Source organism: Ancylomarina sp. 16SWW S1-10-2, from assembly GCF_009669305.1.
GTDB lineage: Bacteria > Bacteroidota > Bacteroidia > Bacteroidales > Marinifilaceae > Ancylomarina.
On sequence record NZ_SADB01000013.1, the window covers coordinates 74,264 to 94,752 of the forward strand.

At 34.5% G+C, this 20,489-nt stretch carries 13 protein-coding genes; 1 reads left to right on the plus strand and 12 read right to left on the minus strand.

What is annotated here, in order from left to right:
* Positions 1-21: 21 nt before the first annotated feature.
* From EMN46_RS12285 to EMN46_RS12310, 6 genes are all read right to left on the minus strand, one after another.
* A complete protein-coding gene (locus tag EMN46_RS12285; protein WP_154201108.1) occupies positions 22-1,539 on the minus strand; it encodes a cellulase family glycosylhydrolase in 1,518 nt (505 codons plus the stop codon).
* Positions 1,540-1,736: 197 nt separating this feature from the next.
* Positions 1,737-2,753, minus strand: a complete 1,017-nt coding sequence (locus tag EMN46_RS12290; RefSeq protein ID WP_154201109.1) for a glycosidase — start codon at positions 2,751-2,753, stop codon at positions 1,737-1,739.
* Between the two features lie 51 nt (positions 2,754-2,804).
* Positions 2,805-4,325, minus strand: a complete 1,521-nt coding sequence (locus tag EMN46_RS12295; RefSeq protein ID WP_154201110.1) for a hypothetical protein — start codon at positions 4,323-4,325, stop codon at positions 2,805-2,807.
* A gap of 476 nt (positions 4,326-4,801) precedes the next feature.
* Entirely contained in the window at positions 4,802-5,686 is an 885-nt protein-coding gene (locus EMN46_RS12300) for a hypothetical protein (protein WP_154201111.1), read from the minus strand.
* Between the two features lie 10 nt (positions 5,687-5,696).
* Complete coding sequence (locus tag EMN46_RS12305; protein WP_154201112.1) at positions 5,697-7,199, minus strand: RagB/SusD family nutrient uptake outer membrane protein; 1,503 nt, start codon at positions 7,197-7,199, stop codon at positions 5,697-5,699.
* A gap of 44 nt (positions 7,200-7,243) precedes the next feature.
* Positions 7,244-10,336: a TonB-dependent receptor gene (locus tag EMN46_RS12310; protein ID WP_154201113.1), complete on the minus strand. Its 3,093-nt coding sequence runs from the start codon at positions 10,334-10,336 to the stop codon at positions 7,244-7,246.
* 269 nt (positions 10,337-10,605) lie between these two features.
* Between EMN46_RS12310 and EMN46_RS12315 the strand changes: the two genes are divergently transcribed.
* Positions 10,606-11,463, plus strand: a complete 858-nt coding sequence (locus tag EMN46_RS12315; RefSeq protein WP_154201114.1) for an AraC family transcriptional regulator — start codon at positions 10,606-10,608, stop codon at positions 11,461-11,463.
* 208 nt (positions 11,464-11,671) lie between these two features.
* On the opposite strand, the gene EMN46_RS20245 is transcribed toward EMN46_RS12315, so the two are convergent.
* From EMN46_RS20245 to EMN46_RS12340, 6 genes are all read right to left on the minus strand, one after another.
* Positions 11,672-11,794 (minus strand): hypothetical protein, encoded by a 123-nt coding sequence (locus tag EMN46_RS20245; RefSeq protein ID WP_255447787.1) that lies wholly within the window; start codon positions 11,792-11,794, stop codon positions 11,672-11,674.
* Positions 11,795-12,073: 279 nt separating this feature from the next.
* On the minus strand, positions 12,074-13,174 hold the full coding sequence (locus EMN46_RS12320) for a thioredoxin family protein (protein WP_195715258.1): 1,101 nt from the start codon (positions 13,172-13,174) through the stop codon (positions 12,074-12,076).
* Between the two features lie 119 nt (positions 13,175-13,293).
* A complete protein-coding gene (locus tag EMN46_RS12325; protein WP_154201116.1) occupies positions 13,294-14,901 on the minus strand; it encodes a hypothetical protein in 1,608 nt (535 codons plus the stop codon).
* A gap of 11 nt (positions 14,902-14,912) precedes the next feature.
* Positions 14,913-15,668, minus strand: coding sequence for a DUF4843 domain-containing protein (locus EMN46_RS12330; RefSeq protein ID WP_195715259.1), 756 nt, complete (start codon positions 15,666-15,668; stop codon positions 14,913-14,915).
* 17 nt (positions 15,669-15,685) lie between these two features.
* Positions 15,686-17,104, minus strand: a complete 1,419-nt coding sequence (locus tag EMN46_RS12335) for a RagB/SusD family nutrient uptake outer membrane protein (protein WP_154201118.1) — start codon at positions 17,102-17,104, stop codon at positions 15,686-15,688.
* Between the two features lie 11 nt (positions 17,105-17,115).
* Positions 17,116-20,442, minus strand: coding sequence for a SusC/RagA family TonB-linked outer membrane protein (locus tag EMN46_RS12340; protein ID WP_195715260.1), 3,327 nt, complete (start codon positions 20,440-20,442; stop codon positions 17,116-17,118).
* Positions 20,443-20,489 lie beyond the last annotated feature (47 nt).

Sequence of the window (20,489 nt, forward strand, 5' to 3'; positions counted from 1 at the left end):
TGAAATTAAGATCTGCTTTTATTAATACTTATATGTTGTTAATAGAACAAAACTATTAGCAGGAACCTTTAGTTCTTTCATCTCCTTTTCACCTAGATTTTGTTCTATAGCTTTAGGAAAATCATCCGCATCTAGCCTTCTTTCTCCATCAATATAAAGGAACTTCTTAAATGATTTTGAATTGGGTACTGAAAGCGCAATGATATTATCTTTATCAGAATTATTTACGATAGCAATCGTCATATCATCCTTAAGAACAGATGCTGTTAATCGAAGACCTTCGATACCTGTACTGTCTGTTTCAACAATACGACTCCCTGTTGGAAAATAACGACACAATAATGACCATGAATAAAACCAAGGTCTCATATTTTCATCATCTGGGTTATTGCAAATCTCTGTTCCAAGACTATTCCACATCCCCCATCTTTTCAGTTGATTCTTTTTACCTAAATCGCCTAAGGTATGCATAGCATCATCTAATGCCCAAGCTGCCGAACCTGAAAAACCAGCATTCATACTTTGAATTGCTGCATCGGCCATATTAATACCATAAGAAAAATCATAAACCTCCATCTGGCTGTCTTCACTAGAGTATGGATCGGCTTTAGCTCTGTCCTGATTCTTTTTACCATTACGACTAAAACCAAGTTCTCCAAAGATGATTTGCTTGTTTTCTTTTTTCGCTATATCAGCAGCTTTCTTATGAAAAAGTTTAAACTCTCCACTTTTAACAAAATCGTGGGCTGTATAGTCATGAATTTCGTAAATGCCAATACATTCACCAATCTGTTTGGCTGATTCTTCAACCCACCCCATTCCACTATAGGTTGATTCTGGGTTATCGTAACGTGTAACAGCATCAGGTCCTGCAACAGTAATAGATTTATCCATTCCTTTCTTTTTCAATACTTCAGATAGCATTTTCACACCATCACGCCATTCATTAAAATCGCCCTTGGTACTAGCCCAATCTCCATTAGGTTCGTTAACCAAGTTGTAATATTTTATACATGTATAGCCTTTGGTATTGATTAAATAATCCAAGTACTCGGCTATAATATTAATCCATTTAGGATCGTTTGCTCCTGTAAATTTATCGGAATGCCCATGATCTGTATCATGCATTTTATATGGAGTGCCCCATTCTCCTAGAAGGACAGTAATCTGATTTTTTTGTGCGTAATCTAAAATTTTCTCAACCGCTATTACTTCAGGATTATCAAAATTTAAAATTGGATTTTCTTTCTTATCAAATCCAACTAAATACCTCCAGTTGGCCTGATCTAACACCCTAAAAAGCTTAGGTTGCATGTAGTCCAGTCTTTTGAAATTCATATCCCATTTCGCATCAGTCATGAGTTTACCCCATTCTGCGTTTTCAGTATCGGCATGCGGATAGGCCGACCACTGCACACCATTCCCAATAAAATCGGTCGATATTGCTTGATCGGCATGAATGTAAATCAAATTATCTTCTTCTTGTTGGCAAGAAAGAAAAATTAGGGAAATTACAAGTAGAAATAAACTGTTCTTCATCTGTATATTTTTAATAGCTTTTTAAAACATTTAAAACACAGACTATCCCTTTATTGAATAAGGACTCGCCTGATTTCATTATTAGGTAAGATTTCCCTTAGTTTGCTAGCCGCTAAACCAAGGGAAATTCTAACCAAACCTAACATCTAACTAAAATATTCATTTACTTTTACACAAAAGCACTAATCTTCAGGATATTACTCATTCTTTTTCACAAATTCAAGAATTTCTTTTACGCTACAAGTTGCCAAACCAATGTATTTATCAGCAGCTCCATAATATACGTAAAGCGTATCATCTACAATAACATTACCTGTTGGAAAGACACAGCCTTTATAAAAACCTTCAATTTCATAATCATGTTCAGGCTGCATAATCCAATCGCTGGCACGAGCAATCACTTTTGTTGGATCTTCCAAATCAAGCAAGGCAACACCTACTCGATAATGACCTTCACCGCCATTTTCAACACCATGATAAATTATCAACCACCCATCATCTGTTTTTAATGGAGGAGTACTTCCGCCCACTTTCTCTTGCCAAGTTCCCTTAATACCAGGAATAAGCAATGTACTAGGCTCATTCCACACCATTAAATCTTTTGAAAAACGAATCCAAACTGCTGGAGTCTCACAGCCATACTTTTCTCCAACCCATTGTTTAGGGCGATGAAGCATGACATATTTACCATTAATTTTCTCAGGAAAAAGAATGACATCACGATCATCAAGATTTGTTTCTGTAACACGCCCCAGACGACGCCAATTTTTGAAATCCTTAGTTACTGCAAGTCCTGAATTAGCAATGTTATCTTTCATTACTGCAGGAGAATCTTCACCTACCTCTGGAAGAAGAATTACATCATGTTCAAATTTCCAATATTGTCCAGGATAATGAGGACGGAAAGCATAAGTGACATAAAATTCGTCTCCAAACTTAACGATACGGGGATCTTCAACACCACCTTGATCTGGACCATCATTACTAGGTCCAAATGCTGGTTCATCAGAAACTCTCTCGAAATTCACACCATCCTCACTCACTGCCGTTCCCATACGGATATAATGTTGTTCATCATTACCTGCCGCACGATACAACATTGTAAACTTTCCGTTTTCATACCATACTCCCGGATTACAAACCACAAGGTTCTCCCAATAATTGGTTGCATGTGGTTTTAAAATGGGATTATTTGGATGCTTTGTTAACTTCATTTATTTAATATATATGGTCTATTATTTTTTCTATATTTGGTTTATGGACTCTTAATCCATATTGGTGAATAGAATAAATGATTCACCTTCCAACGTTATTTCTACACCTTTATTTAAATCGATACTCATTCCTTTTTCTACAGGAGTTGCAAAACCATTTTCATCTAGCTTGCCAACAAATGAACCATCGGCATTCGATTTAAAACTGAATTTATTCATCTCAATATTGTCTATAAAATCTGATTTCAATACGATAGAATAAGTCGAGTAATTTGAGTTAACCACTGCAATAGAATACTTCCCATCTTTAGCTCCCATTATAGCGCGAACACCTTTTTTATTAGGAAGTTCGACATTATAAATATCAGATCCTGCAGGGAAATAACGGCATAATAAAGAAACAGGGTAAAATGATGGACGTATCGCCTCATCTTCAGCATCACCACAATGCTCTTCTCCAAGAATATTCCAGAAACCCCATCGTTTCATTTGATCAACATTATAGTTGCTGCCATCTGGACTAACATACATAGCATCATCCATGTTCCAAACCAAAGCACCTGAAAATCCAGCTCTCATCGATTGAATCAAAGCATCAGCCATATCAATACCATAAAAGGCTTTATAAACCATCATATTAGAATCTTCGCCTGCATAAGGATCAGCTTCAATAGCCGCTTCGTTTTGCGCCTTAAGTTCGGCATCAACTTCGTCGTATTTGAATCCAATTTCACCTAAAACAATACGCTTATCAGCAGGCGTTACATCGCGGTAAGCCTGAAGCATTTCGGTATAATCACCATTACGTACAATTAATTGTTTTGGATAAACGTGAAGATTATATAGTCCAATATTTTCACCCAAATCTGCATTAGATCTCGTAATCCAATCCATCTGGTTAGCACTATTAAATACAGCAACATCGGGTCCCATTAATTTAACACCCGATAAATTGTAATTTGCCATCTCGAGCACATAAGCATCCTGTACATTTTTCCAAGCGTTATAATTTCCCTCTGTTGTGGACCAATCTCCATTAGGCTCATTAATAATGTTGACTGTTTTGATACAGGTATATCCCTTTTCATTTACCAAATGATTTAAAAATTTCACCGAATTAGCAATCCATGAAACGTCAACTTCCTCAATATTCCCATTTAAATAATGATGTCCCCACTCACCGTAGGTAATTTCAATATGACGACTTTGGGCATACGCCAACATTTTAAAAAGCGAAACCGTTTTAGTCGTTTCATCGTAAGTCCCATTATTATTATAAGATGATCCAGCATTGCTCATAATACGTAAAAATGGAGGACGCATAAAATCGATACGTTCGTACAATTTAGTCCAATCGGCTTCACTTAAAGTTTCAGCTCCAATCCAATCTTGCACATTGTCATAGCCACCCCATTGAGCTCCATTACCAACAAAATCGGAAGAAAGCAAGTTCTGGGTAATCATAAGATCTATGTCTTTTGTATCAGCCTCTCGAGTTTTTTCATCTTTATCACAAGCTACCGTCAAAAGCAGAATTGAGAATATTCCGATTAATAAAAAGCGTGTTCTCATAACTATGTGTTTTTTTTAAAAAAGAGGCTGTCTGAAAAGCAATATATTCATAATTTCATCCATCATTTGACGGATTTAAAATCTAAACGCTTTCAAATATCCTCTTAATATTAATATCTTTTAATCTGCAATAATAAATATGTAGTTAATCATATTTATAACTTTCACTACTTAGTCAGTAATTGCTCCATTGAATTCGACATGTGTGCCAATTCTTCAGAAGCCCAGTCTGTATCATACCAACTAAAAAAAACAATTCAAATATGGTAAAACAGCTATAAGGTTCACCTCATTTGTTTCAGTCAACAAGTATCCAATCACCCCTTACTTCAGAATGATTTTTTGATAACTTTCTTTATTAAAATTTGAATATAGGCAGATGAACGAATAAGTTCATCTGCCTTTTTTTTAACTAAAACCCAATAAGCTTATCATGATTTATTTCAAACATGTTTACCGGGTTGAATAATTCTCTATTACTTTACGAGCTCATAGTATAATTCAGTAGTAACACAAAATTTATTTGTGTGGTCTCCGTAGTAATCATCCCAGTTAATTTTACCTGAATCTGGAGCTCCTGGAGCTAATGGCAACTTCAGATTTGAATCATCAGTTTTTTCAAATATTAGAGTCGTATATGACATACCATCAACAGTAATTGTAATTGAATTATCTTTGTTCAACAACCATTCACCTGATCCAACAGGTATTTGATTAAATCTACTAGTCCAATCCTCATTTGTTCGCTCATAAATAAATGAAGCTACTTCACCATCTGCACCAGTGGTACGTTCAAAGTTTCCATAAACCCGACCTTCATCATCAGCACCTTCAACAGGACCAAAAGTTATAATATCATCAAGACCAGGTGTTGATGCAGCCAATAGCGAATTAAGTTCACTTCCACCAGCATTTCCCCATCCATTTCCATCATCCCATTTGATGTAATAACTTGAGATTGTCCAACTACCTTCTATTTCGTTAATAAATGGATTTAGAACAACTTTCCAATCAAGCGTTTCTCCTGCACCAGATACCACTGATATAGATGTAGATCCACTTGTAAAATCTAAAGTTGTACCCGCTAAACTTGAAGAAGTTGCACCATAAGAAAACTCAATACCCTCAATCTCTACCTTAGAAATATCGGTGATACTTGCCAAATTAGCAGTTAATGTAATTTTAGCATCATCAGCCTCACGCTCAATAATTGCTGTTCCAATCTGTCCTTCTAACAAAACAGAAACTACATTACGTTCCTTCTTCCAACCATTTCCATCTAAGTCTTCAAGAGGATCGGAAGTACAGGCAGCCATACTTGCTACCAGCACTATCAAAAATATATTTAGTAATTTATTCATTGCGTTCTTTTTAATTGATGTTAGGATTCAAATCGAGTTCACGTTGTGGGATTGGATAAAAAGCAACTTGTTCAGGCGAAAGACCTGCGGCTTGAGTTACTTTTTCCTGTACAATATTTTTACGTCTTAAATCCCAAAGGCGATCGCCTTCATATGATAATTCTCGCTGACGTTCTTCAACGACTAATGTGCGAAACTCATCCTTGGTTAAACCAGATAAATCTGCCAATTCACTTACTCCTGCACGACGACGAATATCATTGTATTGTTCCAAACCCGAAGCGTTTGCAGTCGCCTCAGCATAAGCCAACTGTACTTCAGAGTAACGAATCAAATAAGGACGTGTGCTAGTTTTATCACCTGCAAAATCAGGATCGATATATTTACGAGTAAATTCGTAAGGAATCGTTCCATCACTAACTGTACCTGTCGAATTGTTATTTTCGTCATAAACTTCAGACACAAACAAATCTGTACGACGTTTATCAGTTAGCTCATAATTTGAAATCAGCGTATTGGTTGTTTGGAATACGCTCCAACCATCATGAGTTGGAGAAAAGGAACCATCAGTATTTTTTAGATACATAGTACCTCCAGCAACATAAGGAATAAAATATTTCGAAAGTTTTGAATAATCACCTTCCGCAGTTCCTGAACGATCCATCGACAAGATGAAAATGTGCTCAGGACCATCAGGACTATTCACATCGTAAATATTTTGCAAGTCACTATCGTGTGAATATTCAGACTGATCATTTAAAACATTCCCAGAAAATTCTGCAGCTTTAGCATAAAGATTTTCTACACTCTCGGTAATGGCATCGTACTTTGGAACACCACTCTCTTTTGCCGAAGCAGCAAACAGATAAACATCTGCCAAAAGAGCTTGAGCAGCTACTTTATCAGCACGACCAGTTACACGATTTACTTCTAAATAATCAACAGCTTTCGTTAAGTCATCAATTAAAAATGAATAAACTTCCTGCATATTTTCAGGCAAACTGCTTGTCGTTTCATCCATTTTATCGATTAACGATGTTTGCAAGGGTACTAAACCAAAAGCTCTAACTACATTAAAGTGGTTGTATGCACGAAGAAAATAAGCTTCACCTAAAAGACGTTTTTCTTCCTTTTCATCAAATCCTCTTCCTTCAACATTCTCAATAACCGCATTTGCTCTATTCACAGCAATGTAAGCACAACGGTAATATTGCGTTAATAGTTCGTTTTGAGATGTTACTTCCCAATTTACAAATGCCTGAGCATCCGCACCTTCATCTGATTTTGCGATACAGTTATCTGAAGCTAATTCACACAAATAGTAGTTAATAGGTGCATAACTAACTAAAGTTAAAGCATCATAAGCATATAATAGTGATGCTTCAGCATCTTCAACTGTCGTATAGAAATTAGCCTCAGAATAAAACCCTGTAGGCTCCACTTCTAAGCTCTCGCAAGAAGCAAACCCCACTGCGAAAGCAAATCCCAATGCTATTTTATTTAAATTTCTCATATTCTATTCTTTTTAATATTGTAAATGTTTATTGTGATATTGAATTAGAATGTTAATTCAACACCCAATGTCCATTTTCTCAATTTTGGATAACCTCCCCAATAGATTCCATCGCTTCCTACTTCAGGATCATATCCATCGAAATTAGTAATAGTAAATAGGTTGGTTGCATTCATATAAATGCGTCCACGCTTAAACCATGAGATTCCTAAATTTGGAATATTATATCCTAAAGAAACATTTTGTAATCGCACGTAACTTCCATCCTGAACAAACCAGTCAGACATTTGTAGGTTACGACCATCTCGTAGACTAGGATATTTATTAGTTGGATTATCTGGTGTCCAACGCAGAGGTTCATTACTTGGCTCACTAAAAGCTTTGGTATTAAAAATATCTTGACCAAAACTTCCATTAAATAACATGGCCAAATCAAAGTTCTTGTAACTCACCTGCAAGCTTAAACTAGCTGTAAAATCAGGATTTGGATCACCAATGATAGTTCGATCTTTACTATCAATTACTCCATCTTCATTGATATCAACATATTTAAATTCTCCTGCTTCGGCATCTTTTCCTGTTAATCCTGCAGCTAATCCTTCTTGATTATTTTGAATAATACCATCTACTTTGTAACCATAGAAAACATTAACAGCTTCTCCAATACCCAAAATGTTTGGTTTTGCACGAAAAGCTTCTATTGTAGATGCATTAAATTCGTATTGCATTCCTGTATTAGGATCAGTATTTAATCCAAAAGCCAACTCATTACCTAGACTAACAACTTCATTTTTATTTTTAGAAAAAATCAAAGTTCCTGAAACTTTCCAATCGTTCTTGTTTATAATGTCAGCATCAAAAGTTAATTCAATACCCTCATTTTTAATTTCACCACCATTAACATAGACTAGGTCATAAGCTGATGAAGGAGATAAGTAACGTTCACGCAATAAGTCATTAGTATGCTTGTTATAATAATCAGCGATTACACGTAAGCGTCTGCCAAAAAATGCCATATCAAGACCAACATTAAATTGTTCCGTTGTTTCCCATTTTAAATCAGGATTAGGAATTCCAGACCATAATTTTTTACCAGTTTGCTCATCCCATCGTCCAATATAACCAGGACCGATTGCTGTTTGCCATCCACCATTTACATAGTATTGATCTTGTCCGTATTGGCTGTTGATTAGATAAGCTCCAATAGGTTCCTGATTACCAGAAATACCAAAACTAGTACGAAGTTTTAATTCATCAAATACATTTAAATCTTTAATGAAATCTTCGTGATGCATTTTCCATCCCAACGCTCCAGATGGGAAATATCCCCATTTGTTATTTTCACCAAATTTTGAAGAAGCATCGGCACGCATAGTAACGGTTGCTAAATATTTACTATCGTATACATAGTTTAAACGTCCCATGTATGAATACATTACTTCTTCACTCAAACTATTATCAACAGATTGTTTTTCTGGACTACCGCCAGAAAGATTACCACTACCTAAAGATTCGTTCAAGAAATCGTATGCTCTCAAATTTGAAGTCTGATTCTTTTTATAACGATATGAAAAACCAGCCATAGCATTTATCTTATGCACTTCATTAAGCGTTTTATCAAAAGTTAAGAATGACTCAGAAATAGTCTCACTACTTTCCGAATTATCAATACCTCCTGCGCCATTATTAAAAGTTCCATCTTCAGTATAAAGATTTGGATTATAAAAATCTGTTATTGAACGACTGAACTTATAATTTATCTGAGATTTCAATTTTAAAGAAGGTAACAATTGAGCTTCAGCAAAAGCTGTTCCTAAGAAGTCCAAAAATTCATTCTTATTAGATTTATTATCAGTTAAAGCAATAGGATGTGAATAATCCTGAGTCCCAACCATATAATAACCTTTTGAGGCATCACCATCGTTATAAACAGGGAAAATAGGATTTCTATAATAAGCTAAACCACCGTTATTATTTCTTTCTCCTTTTGTAAAAAGGACATTGGTTCCAACAGTAAGTTTATCGTATGCCTTATGAACTATATTTAAGTTGGTATTCAACTTTTTATAATTATCATCGATATATACCCCTTCATCCGTAAAATAAGTTGTACTCAAACTAAATTGAGTTTTTTCATTTTGGCTACGAATAGCAATATTGGTATTATTCGAAATCGGATTACGAAATACAACATCATCCCAACGCGTATTATATTTCCAAGATCCATCTTTCAACTCTCCTACAGATGGGTAATAAACGCCATTAGGATCATTAGCTCCGATATACAATGGAACAAAACCACCATTAACTCGTTTCTCATTATTTAGCTCTGCCATTAACACTGGATCACGCCATAAGTTCAAATCAGAAGTAAACTCTGATATTGTATTTTGCTGAGAAATTGTAACTTCAGTTGTATTTTTCGCTCCTTTTTTAGTCGTAATCATGATAACACCATTTGCTCCTCGAGAACCATAAATAGCAGTAGAAGAAGCATCTTTCAATATCTCCATCGATTCAATATCGCTAGGAGAAATTTGTTTGATATCACCGGCATTTCCGATTGGAAAACCATCAACAACAACTAGGGGCTCATTACCACTTCGATATGAACTACCTCCACGAATCCGAATTGTAGAACCTGCACCTGGATCGTCTGATGAAGAGACAACCTGCACACCTGCGCTTCGCCCTTGCAAAAGACCATCTACCGAGTTAGATGGACTCAATGATATATCCTTCATTTTTACAGAAGATACAGCACCTGTGACATCACTCTTTTGAACCGATCCATAACCGATAACTACAACTTCATCCAAACCTAAAAGGTTTTCTTCAAGAGTAATCATCATTTTCTTGGTTAAATCAACCGGAACTTCGATTGTCTTAAAACCAATAAATGAATATACAACGATTGCATTAGGTGATGCAACTTGTATTTCAAAAACACCGTCAATATTTGTAACGGTTCCATTCTGTGTACCTTTTTCAACTACACTTACTCCAGGAATACTTACTCCGTTTACATCAGAGACTACTCCATTTACACTTTGAGATTGAGCATTAGCTTGAGTTGTTACCATTAGAAGGCAACAAAACATCATTAATAAGCTCAATATCCGGTTTCTTTTTTTCATAGATATAGATTTCTAGTTTCTAATATTATTATCAATGTTTCAAAATTAGTCCTCATAGGTTAATAACCTATCACCTTTAATGTCATTTAATGATACTTTAATGAATCACAAATACAGATAAGACATACAATACTGAAACACAACAAGACCAAACCACTGGTACGACTACAACTACAAAGGTATACAAACCTATACTTTTAGGAAATTTTTATTACATTTGTACAGAGTTTTAATCATATAATAGCATCTAACGCAAACTTTATTAAGTCATGACTCGAATTGTACGCGAAATTACGCCATTAACAGAACACGATTTCTTTATTGTTCTTGATCATCAAAATGCCAAATTCGACTTTCCAATTCACTACCATCCTGAGTATGAGTTGAACCTTGTACTTCATTCGGAAGGGAAACGAATTATCGGTGATTCAATAAAAAATTACGACTCCGTCGATCTTGTTTTAATTGGACCTAACACACCGCACGCATGGAGTGGTAACACCGATAATGCACGAGTTATTACTATTCAATTCCAACCCAATATTCTTAGTGAACAAACACTAAACAGGAAAGCCTCACTACCTATTAAAGATTTATTAAATAAATCTAAATTGGGTGTTTTATTCTCCGAAGAAACCACTCAAAATATAACTAATCGCATCTTAAAGTTATCTGATGTTAGCGGATTTGATTCATTTCTAGATTTTCTGTCCATTCTATACGATCTATCGATTTCCAGAAATCAATTAACCTTATCCTCTCCTTCTTATGTGGACCAATTCGATACATCGAAAAGTAGACGTATAAAAATGGTCAATCAATATTTAATTGACAACCTTCACAATCCAATTAAAATTGCTGATGTCGCAGAAATGGTAAATATGTCATCATCAGCATTCAGTCACTTCTTTAAAAAGAGAACACAGAGGGCATTTTCAGATTATTTACTAGATATCCGCATCGGACACGCCGCAAGAAGCCTAGTCGAAACCGAAAAAAATATTTCTGAAATTTGTTTTGAAAGTGGATTCAATAATATCTCAAATTTTAACCGATCCTTTAAAAAACTAGAGGGTTGTACACCAAGAGAATTTAGGTCTCAACAAAAGTTGATTACCAAACATTAGTCGTTATTGCAATACTACTATTTTAGGACGGGACAATATATTAATCAAGAAAAGCTGACTCATGAGAGTCAGCCTTTTTTATGTAGATATCCATATAAGAACAAAAGCCACCCCGAAGGATGGTTTTTAAACTTTATATTAAAAATTCAAGTTTAGTTACCAGCGATAAATGCTGATGACCAAAGACCTTTCTTTTCTTTTTCAGGAGCTAGATCAATAGACTTTTTAGCCTGAACTTAGCTTCTTTAATCATACCTGCCTTATTCAAAACACAAGCATAAGTATCAATGTTCGCAAAATTAGCGTCAAGCACTACTGAACGTTTCGCCATTTTCACCGCTTTACTAATTATATCTTTACCAATTTTTTTTATGGAAAAAACCACAAAAAAAGTGCCTTTAATTACACAAAAAAGGACAGAATCTGAAAATTTGTTTAAATTTCTAAAAAATCAGATCCGACCAAAAATCTTTAAATAAAAATGGGGCATACACCTCAAGAAAGAATTCTCTATAAATTCTGCCTTTTAACCACTAACTCCTGTAATTTGTAAAAAAAAAATCCTTTTTAACTTAATTCACAAATAGAGATACTTGAGTTACAGATTTTATTAATCTGCAATTAGCAAATTATAGTTTTTTTGTAAGCCTGTTCTGAGTCTTTCGCTTTTAACAACCTTTAGTCCTATCTCACACCATTTCGATGCTTCTTTTCTGATGTTTTTATCATCACAATGAATTTCAATTTGGTAAGCAAACCAGAGCAAGTCATTCGAGCTTATGTTTTTACCCATAGCCTCAATCTCATAATCGATATAAGCTAAATATGTCTCCCAATTCTCAGTTTCAAGTGCATAATACATATTTGCATTGATCTTCATCCGTTCTACTTTTCTTACGTTAATCTTCTGCAATTCAGATATATACACACGAAAAGCATCATAATCAACACTAACTTTTTCATCCTTTTCGGTGGAAAAAGTCTTTGCTGTTCCTGCAAACACCTTGTAGAGTTTGTTGGTAACCGCTTTTTGCCCATATAAATCGATATAGGTATGCTTATTATTTTGAACATATCTAATAATAGGTGAATTACCAGTTTTATCATTCAAATATGAACTTATCATTTTCCAACTTTCTGCATTCTCCCACTTTTCGCTACCTATTAATAGCAAATAATCCTCTGCAACCTTCGAAAGCTCGTCTTTTCTAAATGAGCTTTTCAGAATTCCCATATACTCTTTAAGAAATTCTTCGGTCCGATTTCCAGCGTCATATTTTGCACGATAATAAGCATAAGTCTTGCCTCCTTTTATTTTTTTAACCTCTAATAATAATTGTTCTTTGGATTTAGCTCCTACAACACGATGAAGTTCTTCCCCTTTATTATTAAAAATAATCAATGTAGGAAAAGCAATTACATTAAATTTTTCCGCAAGCTCAACTCCTTCTCCTTTCTCCATATCCATTTGTACGGATACAAAATTAGGATTAAAATAATCTCCAACTTCCTTCAAAGTAAAAACATTAGCTGCCATTTTTTTACAAGGACCACACCATGAGGTATAGCAATCAAGGAATATATTCTTTTTTTCATTTTGAGCCTTTTCGAGTATGGTTTCCCAGCTGACCTTCGTAAATTTAATTCCATCTTGCGCAAATGCTATTGATGAAATAAGAGCAATTATTAATGTTAGTGTATATTTTTTCATTAGTGTATTTCTTAAAGAGTAATTGTACATCTATTAAATAATTGGGTGAATAAAATACTATTCACCCAATATTCATATGCCATGTAAAAAAACAGGCACTTATTTCTAAATAAATAATTCTAGTAACGCTCTGTTAAAGCAGTAATTTTACCAAAGCCACCGTATGTATTTACATATTCATCAGCAGCGATTCCACCTGCACCACCATACTGAATAGGAAGAGTTCTTATAAATCCTTCGGTACCATTATACGAGGCAACTGTAATAACATTATTAATAGAACTTACCCATTCACTCACGATTTCTCCATCTTCATTTTCAGATTCTGACCAGGTTGTTTTTCCATCCATCTTTTTATGAATTAATAAGTGAGATATTGTTTCACCTGCAGGAAGTGAGTAAGAAATACTATACGATGGTGTTTCTGTATTTAAAATTACAACACGTAATTCATTATCCACAGCATAGTAAAACTCATCATAGGTTTCAGAAAAAGCGTATGCGGTGGCACGATCCAAATCAGGACAATTAGCCAAATCAAATATGAAATCACCATAAATTTCTTTTGAAGAATCCGTGCCTATCTTATAAACATAAAACTGCCCTGTTGTTTTTGACTTCATTAAGTTTAGAAGATATGGAGCAGACCAAGGTCCATTTCGATCTCCAGATATAAATTCCAAATCTACTGGCATATTGCTAGGATTAAAAGCCCAATCGTCGGTATTTGAAGGCTCAGGAAATTCTTTAAGACCACCACTTGTAGTCATCGTAACAAACTGATGACCGATTTCATCATAACCAATACAAGGTCCATTAAAATAACTTCCTCTATCCCATTTAGTGACATATACATTACTAAAATTATATTTATAAATCGACGGATCCTCATAACTAAATTTAGATGTTGAAGATGAACCATGAGAAAGAAGTATTCCATCATTCACTAGATAACCAATAGTCCCATTATAAGAACTAATAAACTGAGGTTTTATCACTTCAGGCTCAAAGTAGAAATAATCTGCATTTGTACCATCCAAAGTGTATGAAAGGTTATCTATTCCGTAAAGCGTTTCTCCTTCAACAAGAGCAAATAACACTTTATTATTATAACTATTCATAAATGACAGACTACTAACAAGTCCGGACATCTTCTCTCCATTTGCCTCAGAATAAATATTTCGATAAACAATATCTTCCCCTGTAACTGCAAACTCATTATAAGCTTTTGCTATTAAAAGATTTAAATCTGAAGAAAGACCATTATCTTCTGTATCTGCAATTAACAAACCTTGTCCGAATTTACTTAATACGGTAATTTGCCAATCAAATGTTTGTATAATGCCTACATCTTTATTTGTAACTCTTAACACTAAATAATAAGGATATGATGAAGGTATCGACAGATTAAGTTTGGTTGATAAAATACGCTCTGTTGAAATAACATTAGATATCGTATCAAAAGAACCAGCTATGGCATTAAGTCGCCATTCATATGAATAATCTGCATATGCAGCCTCATCCAAAAAAATCGTGTCTTCCTTATTTACTGTTATCAACTGTGGATCGTAATAATAATCACCCAAGTAAATACCCGTTGAATCTGGGGCCACATAAATCTCCAAATCAGGATATCTAATATCGGCATGTTCACTTAAATCATCATCACAGGCAAAAAACACCAGACTAATAAGTGCAAAAATTATATATGTATTAATATTTTTCATCATATCGTTATTTAATCAAATGTATAATAGTGTCCAACAATCACAGGAAGTCCGATAGCAGGACCGTCGTCATGCAATAATACATCCGGCGCAATTGATTCATTATATTTCCTCAAGTCATCTGTTACTTTATTTATAAACTGTGTTTTATAAGAATAAGCCCACTTCACACCATCATTATATCCAGGAACTGCCCAAGGATATGGAAATTCTGTTTCTCCCGTTGTTAAAATTAAAAAACTATAGTAAGCCGTGCTATAAGTACCTAAGAAATGCTTTGACTTCCAGGCCCCTCTAGCATCATTACCCCATCTAACAGGAGGTGTTAATTTATTTGTTAGAATTAATTTATGGTCAGCTCGATCAGCAATCCCTACTTCAAAATCTTCCCCATCGGTAACTCTAAAATACACTGTCATATCATCAGTAGGTTGGTTAACCTTGACTTTTAACTCACCCGATAACTCACCTGGTAATAGATTAGTTGAAACAATGCTATAATCGACTCCTTCAACTGCTGTTGTGCTATCAATTACAATTTCAAAGTTGGCTTTTCTTATATAATCGGTACTAAGACCATTTATTGAGAATTGAATGCTTACTGTATCACTTTCTAAACCAGTTTTTAAAAATGAATACTGTGTTAAACTACTACTAAAATTCAAAGCAGCTCTGTCCTTTTCATACATCATTGTTTCTTCTTGGTCACATGAACATATCATGATCATGACGAAAAAAATATTGGCTATATATTTTAATATTTTCATTGGTATCATTTTTATGATTAAATTTCTTGAACTCTTCCAAACTCAATCTCAATATCTGGATAAGGGAGAACATAATTCTCATCAGTCATTTCATTTGCAGCTTCACCCGTTTGCCTTGCAAATGATGTCATCCCTTTTCGTTTGTAGAAGTAAAACAACTGTCCCTCTTGAATAAATTCTTTACGATACTCTTGACAAATGGCAGCCTCAACATCTTCAGCACTAGATGTTTCTTCAAGAAAAAACGCAGGCATGATATTTCGCTCTTCTTTTAACTTGTTAAGATATTCAATAGCCTTTGTAAGATCTCCGCCTTCAATCTCTGAAGCATAACACTCTATTGCAATTAGGTAAACTTCTGCAATTTTCAACATGGGAATATAATAAGTATCTGTTGTTGCATCCTCTGCAGGCTTCAATTTTATTGTTAACCATTCAGAAGAACTTTCCATCTTATGCTGATGAAGATACCTTAGATCTGTTTGACCTTCTCCGCTACCTTCCTGAATGTTGAAGATATCAAACACATAATCTTCAGTTTGTATTAAACGATTACTATTATATATTTGATTAACGTCCGAACTATAAAAATCATCAATATAATCAGATAATAACGTCACATTCAAACGGAACAGGTCCTCGTCTTCAAAATAAGCACCTGACTCACTAGTAGCCCAGCCAGCATCAATAGGTAGTAATTGTTCTACTAACTGTAAGGCTTCTACTTTTTTACCTTGCCATAAACAAACTCGCGCCTTAAATGCTAAAGCTGCATCATAGTTCATATGCGTTACTACTTTATCAGCCTCTGAATCTAAAAGTTGCAAAGCTTCATCAATATCCTTTTCAAGCAAAATAAATGTTTGATTATAACTTTTTTGTTCTGTAATATCATTGGTGTATTCCGTTACATAGGGAATAGTCAATCGCTCTCCTAAATCAGCTCTATTCTCAAGATTACCATGACCATACAAACGCAATAAATCAAAATGACAATAAGCCCTTAATGCCAATGCTTGACCTTTAACTTCATTGAAAGAATCAGTATCTAAAATACGACCATACTTATCAATTGATTCAAGCAATAAGTTTATTTCGGCAATGGTATTATACTGATGTAACCATATTGACTTAATAACGCTTAGTGAAGTTGTATTTTCAAAATCATAATTTTGAATTCCTTCATAATTACCACTAGAAACATCATATTGATGTGCTAAATCTTCAAGTATATGCCAGGATAAGTATTTACCATAAGAGGAATTATCTGATAAAGATATGTATACTCCCGTTAAAGCATCTTGAAACCCTTGCTCAGTTTCGAATAATTCTGTTGACTCAATTTCAGCCTTAGGGCTAACGTCCAACCAATCGTCGCATGACACGCATAAAATTGATAAGAAAAATGTAATGATGTATATAATATATGTTTTCATATTCGTTCAATTTAAAAAGTTGCTCTTAATGAGAATGATATGGTTCGTGAGAATGGATAAGAAGTACCTCTCTCAACATCAATGCTGGAAAATGTATGGATATCATTCATATAGGCTGTAAGGCGTAAATCTTTCATATAAAGCTTTTGAGCCAACTCCTTCTTGAAATTATAATATACACTAACTGCTGAAATATTTAATTCGTTTTTACGCTGAACAAATCGTGAAGTTGGCTTTGTCTTTGGGTTACTGACTAGCACAGAGTTTTCATTATAATAACGTGAAAGAATTTTATAAGGTGCGTATTGCCCTGGTGTTGTCCATCTTCCATCAAGAACACGACGATCAACATTGTATTTAGTATCTATGTTCTCGACTTTGTTAACCAAAGTCGAATTATACATATCGGCACCAGTTGAAAATCGGGATGTTATACTAAATCCGAATCCATTAAATTCACCATTGATCCCCATATTACCACGAAATTTCGCCAATGAATTACCACATACAACTTGATCTAGTGCATCCCATATATAAGTACTCGTTCCATCCTGCTTAACATATATTTCTAATCCAGTAGCAGGATCAATTCCTAGCGATGGAACAGCCCAAATGTCATTCATCGATCCACCTTCCACATATCTTAACACTGGCTTACCGTAATCTCCCGAAGCAGCAAGCTCATCTTGAGTTTCATTAAACTCTTTCATAGCATTAGATAAATCAGTAATCGTATTCTTATTTGTCGTTCCCGCAAAAGTAAAGTTCAAAAAACTACTTTTCTTTTTCAGGATCTGCCATCTCAATGAAAATTCTATACCCTCATTTTTAACCTTACCAATATTTTCTTGAACAGTAGAGAAACCTGTAGAATATGGAATTGATAAACTGGTAATTAAGTTTTCAGTTATCGACTGGTAATAATCAAATATTAGAGACACACGCTTAACCCGTAAATCTATACCAGCATTAAAATCAAGTTTAGTTTGCCATTTCAAATCATCATTAGAAAGACCTATTACATAGGCTCCCAATTCGCCAGCATAGCTACGATCTAAATAATATTTATACGTTGATAAAGATTGATAGCTAGAAGAATTCTGACTTCCTGATGTACCTATTGAGGATCGTAACTTTAAAAGATCTAGCCATGTTGCATTTTCTAAAACAGCCTCTTTATGTACATTCCAACCTAAACCCACACTATAGAATGTTCCCCATCGGTTATTTTCACCATATAAGGATGATCCATTTTGACGAACAGTAAAATCAGCTAGCAAACGATTATCATAAGCATAACCAAACACACCCAATAAACCAAGCTCCTTTACCTGACTCTCAGAACCATATGGCGTTTTTCCCTCTGTGTATTGCAATGCAAAGGTTATATCATTCATTCGATCACTTGGAAATCCTTCAGCATAATTTACAATTTCACTACTCGTTTTAGTACCTGCGTCAAGCCCCACGTTGGCCATTACAAAATGCTTCTCGTTAAAAACCTTTGAATATGAAAGGTTCATATCAGCTGAGAAATTAAGTTTTTTACCATTATTTAGTTGATAGGAACCTTTTCTCAAAAGATCTTCGTCTTCATAATTATCGAATTTAGTATGGTTAGCAGGGTAAAATCGATTAGACTCACTTGTTAATTTAGTTACTCCCACACGAGACTTAAGTCTTAAACCTTCCTTTATCGTCCAATCAATTTGAAAATTATTTTTAAATTGAAAATAGGAGTCGGTTAAACTTGTATTAATTGTAGCATTGTATAAAGGATTACTGTAATACAAAGCATCATCGGGATCATCACTACCTGTCGCCACAGTACCATCCTCATTGTAGGCATCCCAGTAAGGGTTCATTTTAGCATAATCACTAAAGCTTCCATAAGGAGAATCTGTACTATTATTAGAAAGTACAGTCATAATATTTCTAAATACTAAATTTTCATGTCTGTAATCAACACTAACAGTACCTGAAATATTTTCTCGATCAGATCCTTTCATTGCACCTTTAACTTTGTTGTAAGACAAATTAGCAGCAATTTTCGTCATTTTCTCTCCAAGCTCAACCGACAAGACATGTTTCGTTCCAACTCCCACCTGTGTTGGTTTTGATAACCAATCAGTATCATCTCCCTCGAGTGATTTTTTCAAACGCTGGTTATACAAATTTTCATATATTAATTTCTGTCCTATCTGCGCATGATCATAATCTCCTGCTATACGCTCAACTTCAAGCTTTTCAAGCGCATCACAAAGATTATATGATGATAAATCTGGTGCTTGTATATTTACGCTACCTGAGTATCTCACTATCATTGTTCCAGATTCAGGTTTCTTCGTTTCAATAACTACGACTCCATTTGCAGCTTTTGATCCATAAATTGCTTTCGCTGAAGCATCTTTTAATACAGTGATACTACTTACCCGCTCCATTTCCATATCAAAAATAAATGTGGCACTAGCTTCAAACCCGTCAAGAATAAATAAGGGTTGGTTTGGCGAGTCTTGGAAAGAACTTCTTAAATCGCCAGAATCACCTGCAGGAAAAGTAGATGTACCTCTCAATTGAATATCGGGGACTCTATTAGGATCTGATCCAAGATCAAGGTTAGTTCCTATATTTAAAGATGGATCTAAATTCTTGATACTTTCAAATACATTAGAATTAGAAACTCTTTTCAACTCTTCTGATTTAACAGTTACAACTGACCCAGTAAAACTTTCTGCATGTCGATTGAAAATACCTGTGACAACAACTTCTCCAATTTGAGAATTATCACTTTCTAAAACAACATTGTATTGACTTGATTCACCCAGATTAACTTCTTTCGTTTTCATTCCAATAAATGAAAATATCAAAGTTGGCGAATCTTCTAGAACACTAATTCGATATTTACCCTCAAAATCAGTAGAAGTACCTGTTTTAGTGATCTTTTCAAAAACAGTTACACCTGGTAAAGTATTCCCTTCATCATCTGTAACTACTCCTTTCAGTTCCTTTTTCTTTTGTTGTTTTTTTTGTAGAGGAACAAACTGCTTAGGTTTAATGATAATAACATTTCTGTCAATCTCATATTCCAAACCAGAATCTACGAGTGCAGAATCTAGAATATCTTCGACTGACATATCATTAACAGCTAAACTAATTGGCTCAACATCTTTAATTTCATCTAAATTATAGACAAAACCAAGTTCCGTTTTCGCTTCAATTTCTTTAATCAACTCTTTGAAACTAGCATTCTTTAAATTAAGTGCAACTCGTGTTTGGGATATAACACTAGCACTCAGACTCAAATTAAAGACCAGAAATAGGATTAGAAAATTCTTCATAATTAATAGCCATTTCCTCCGAATCCCAAAATTTATGGGAATTCGAT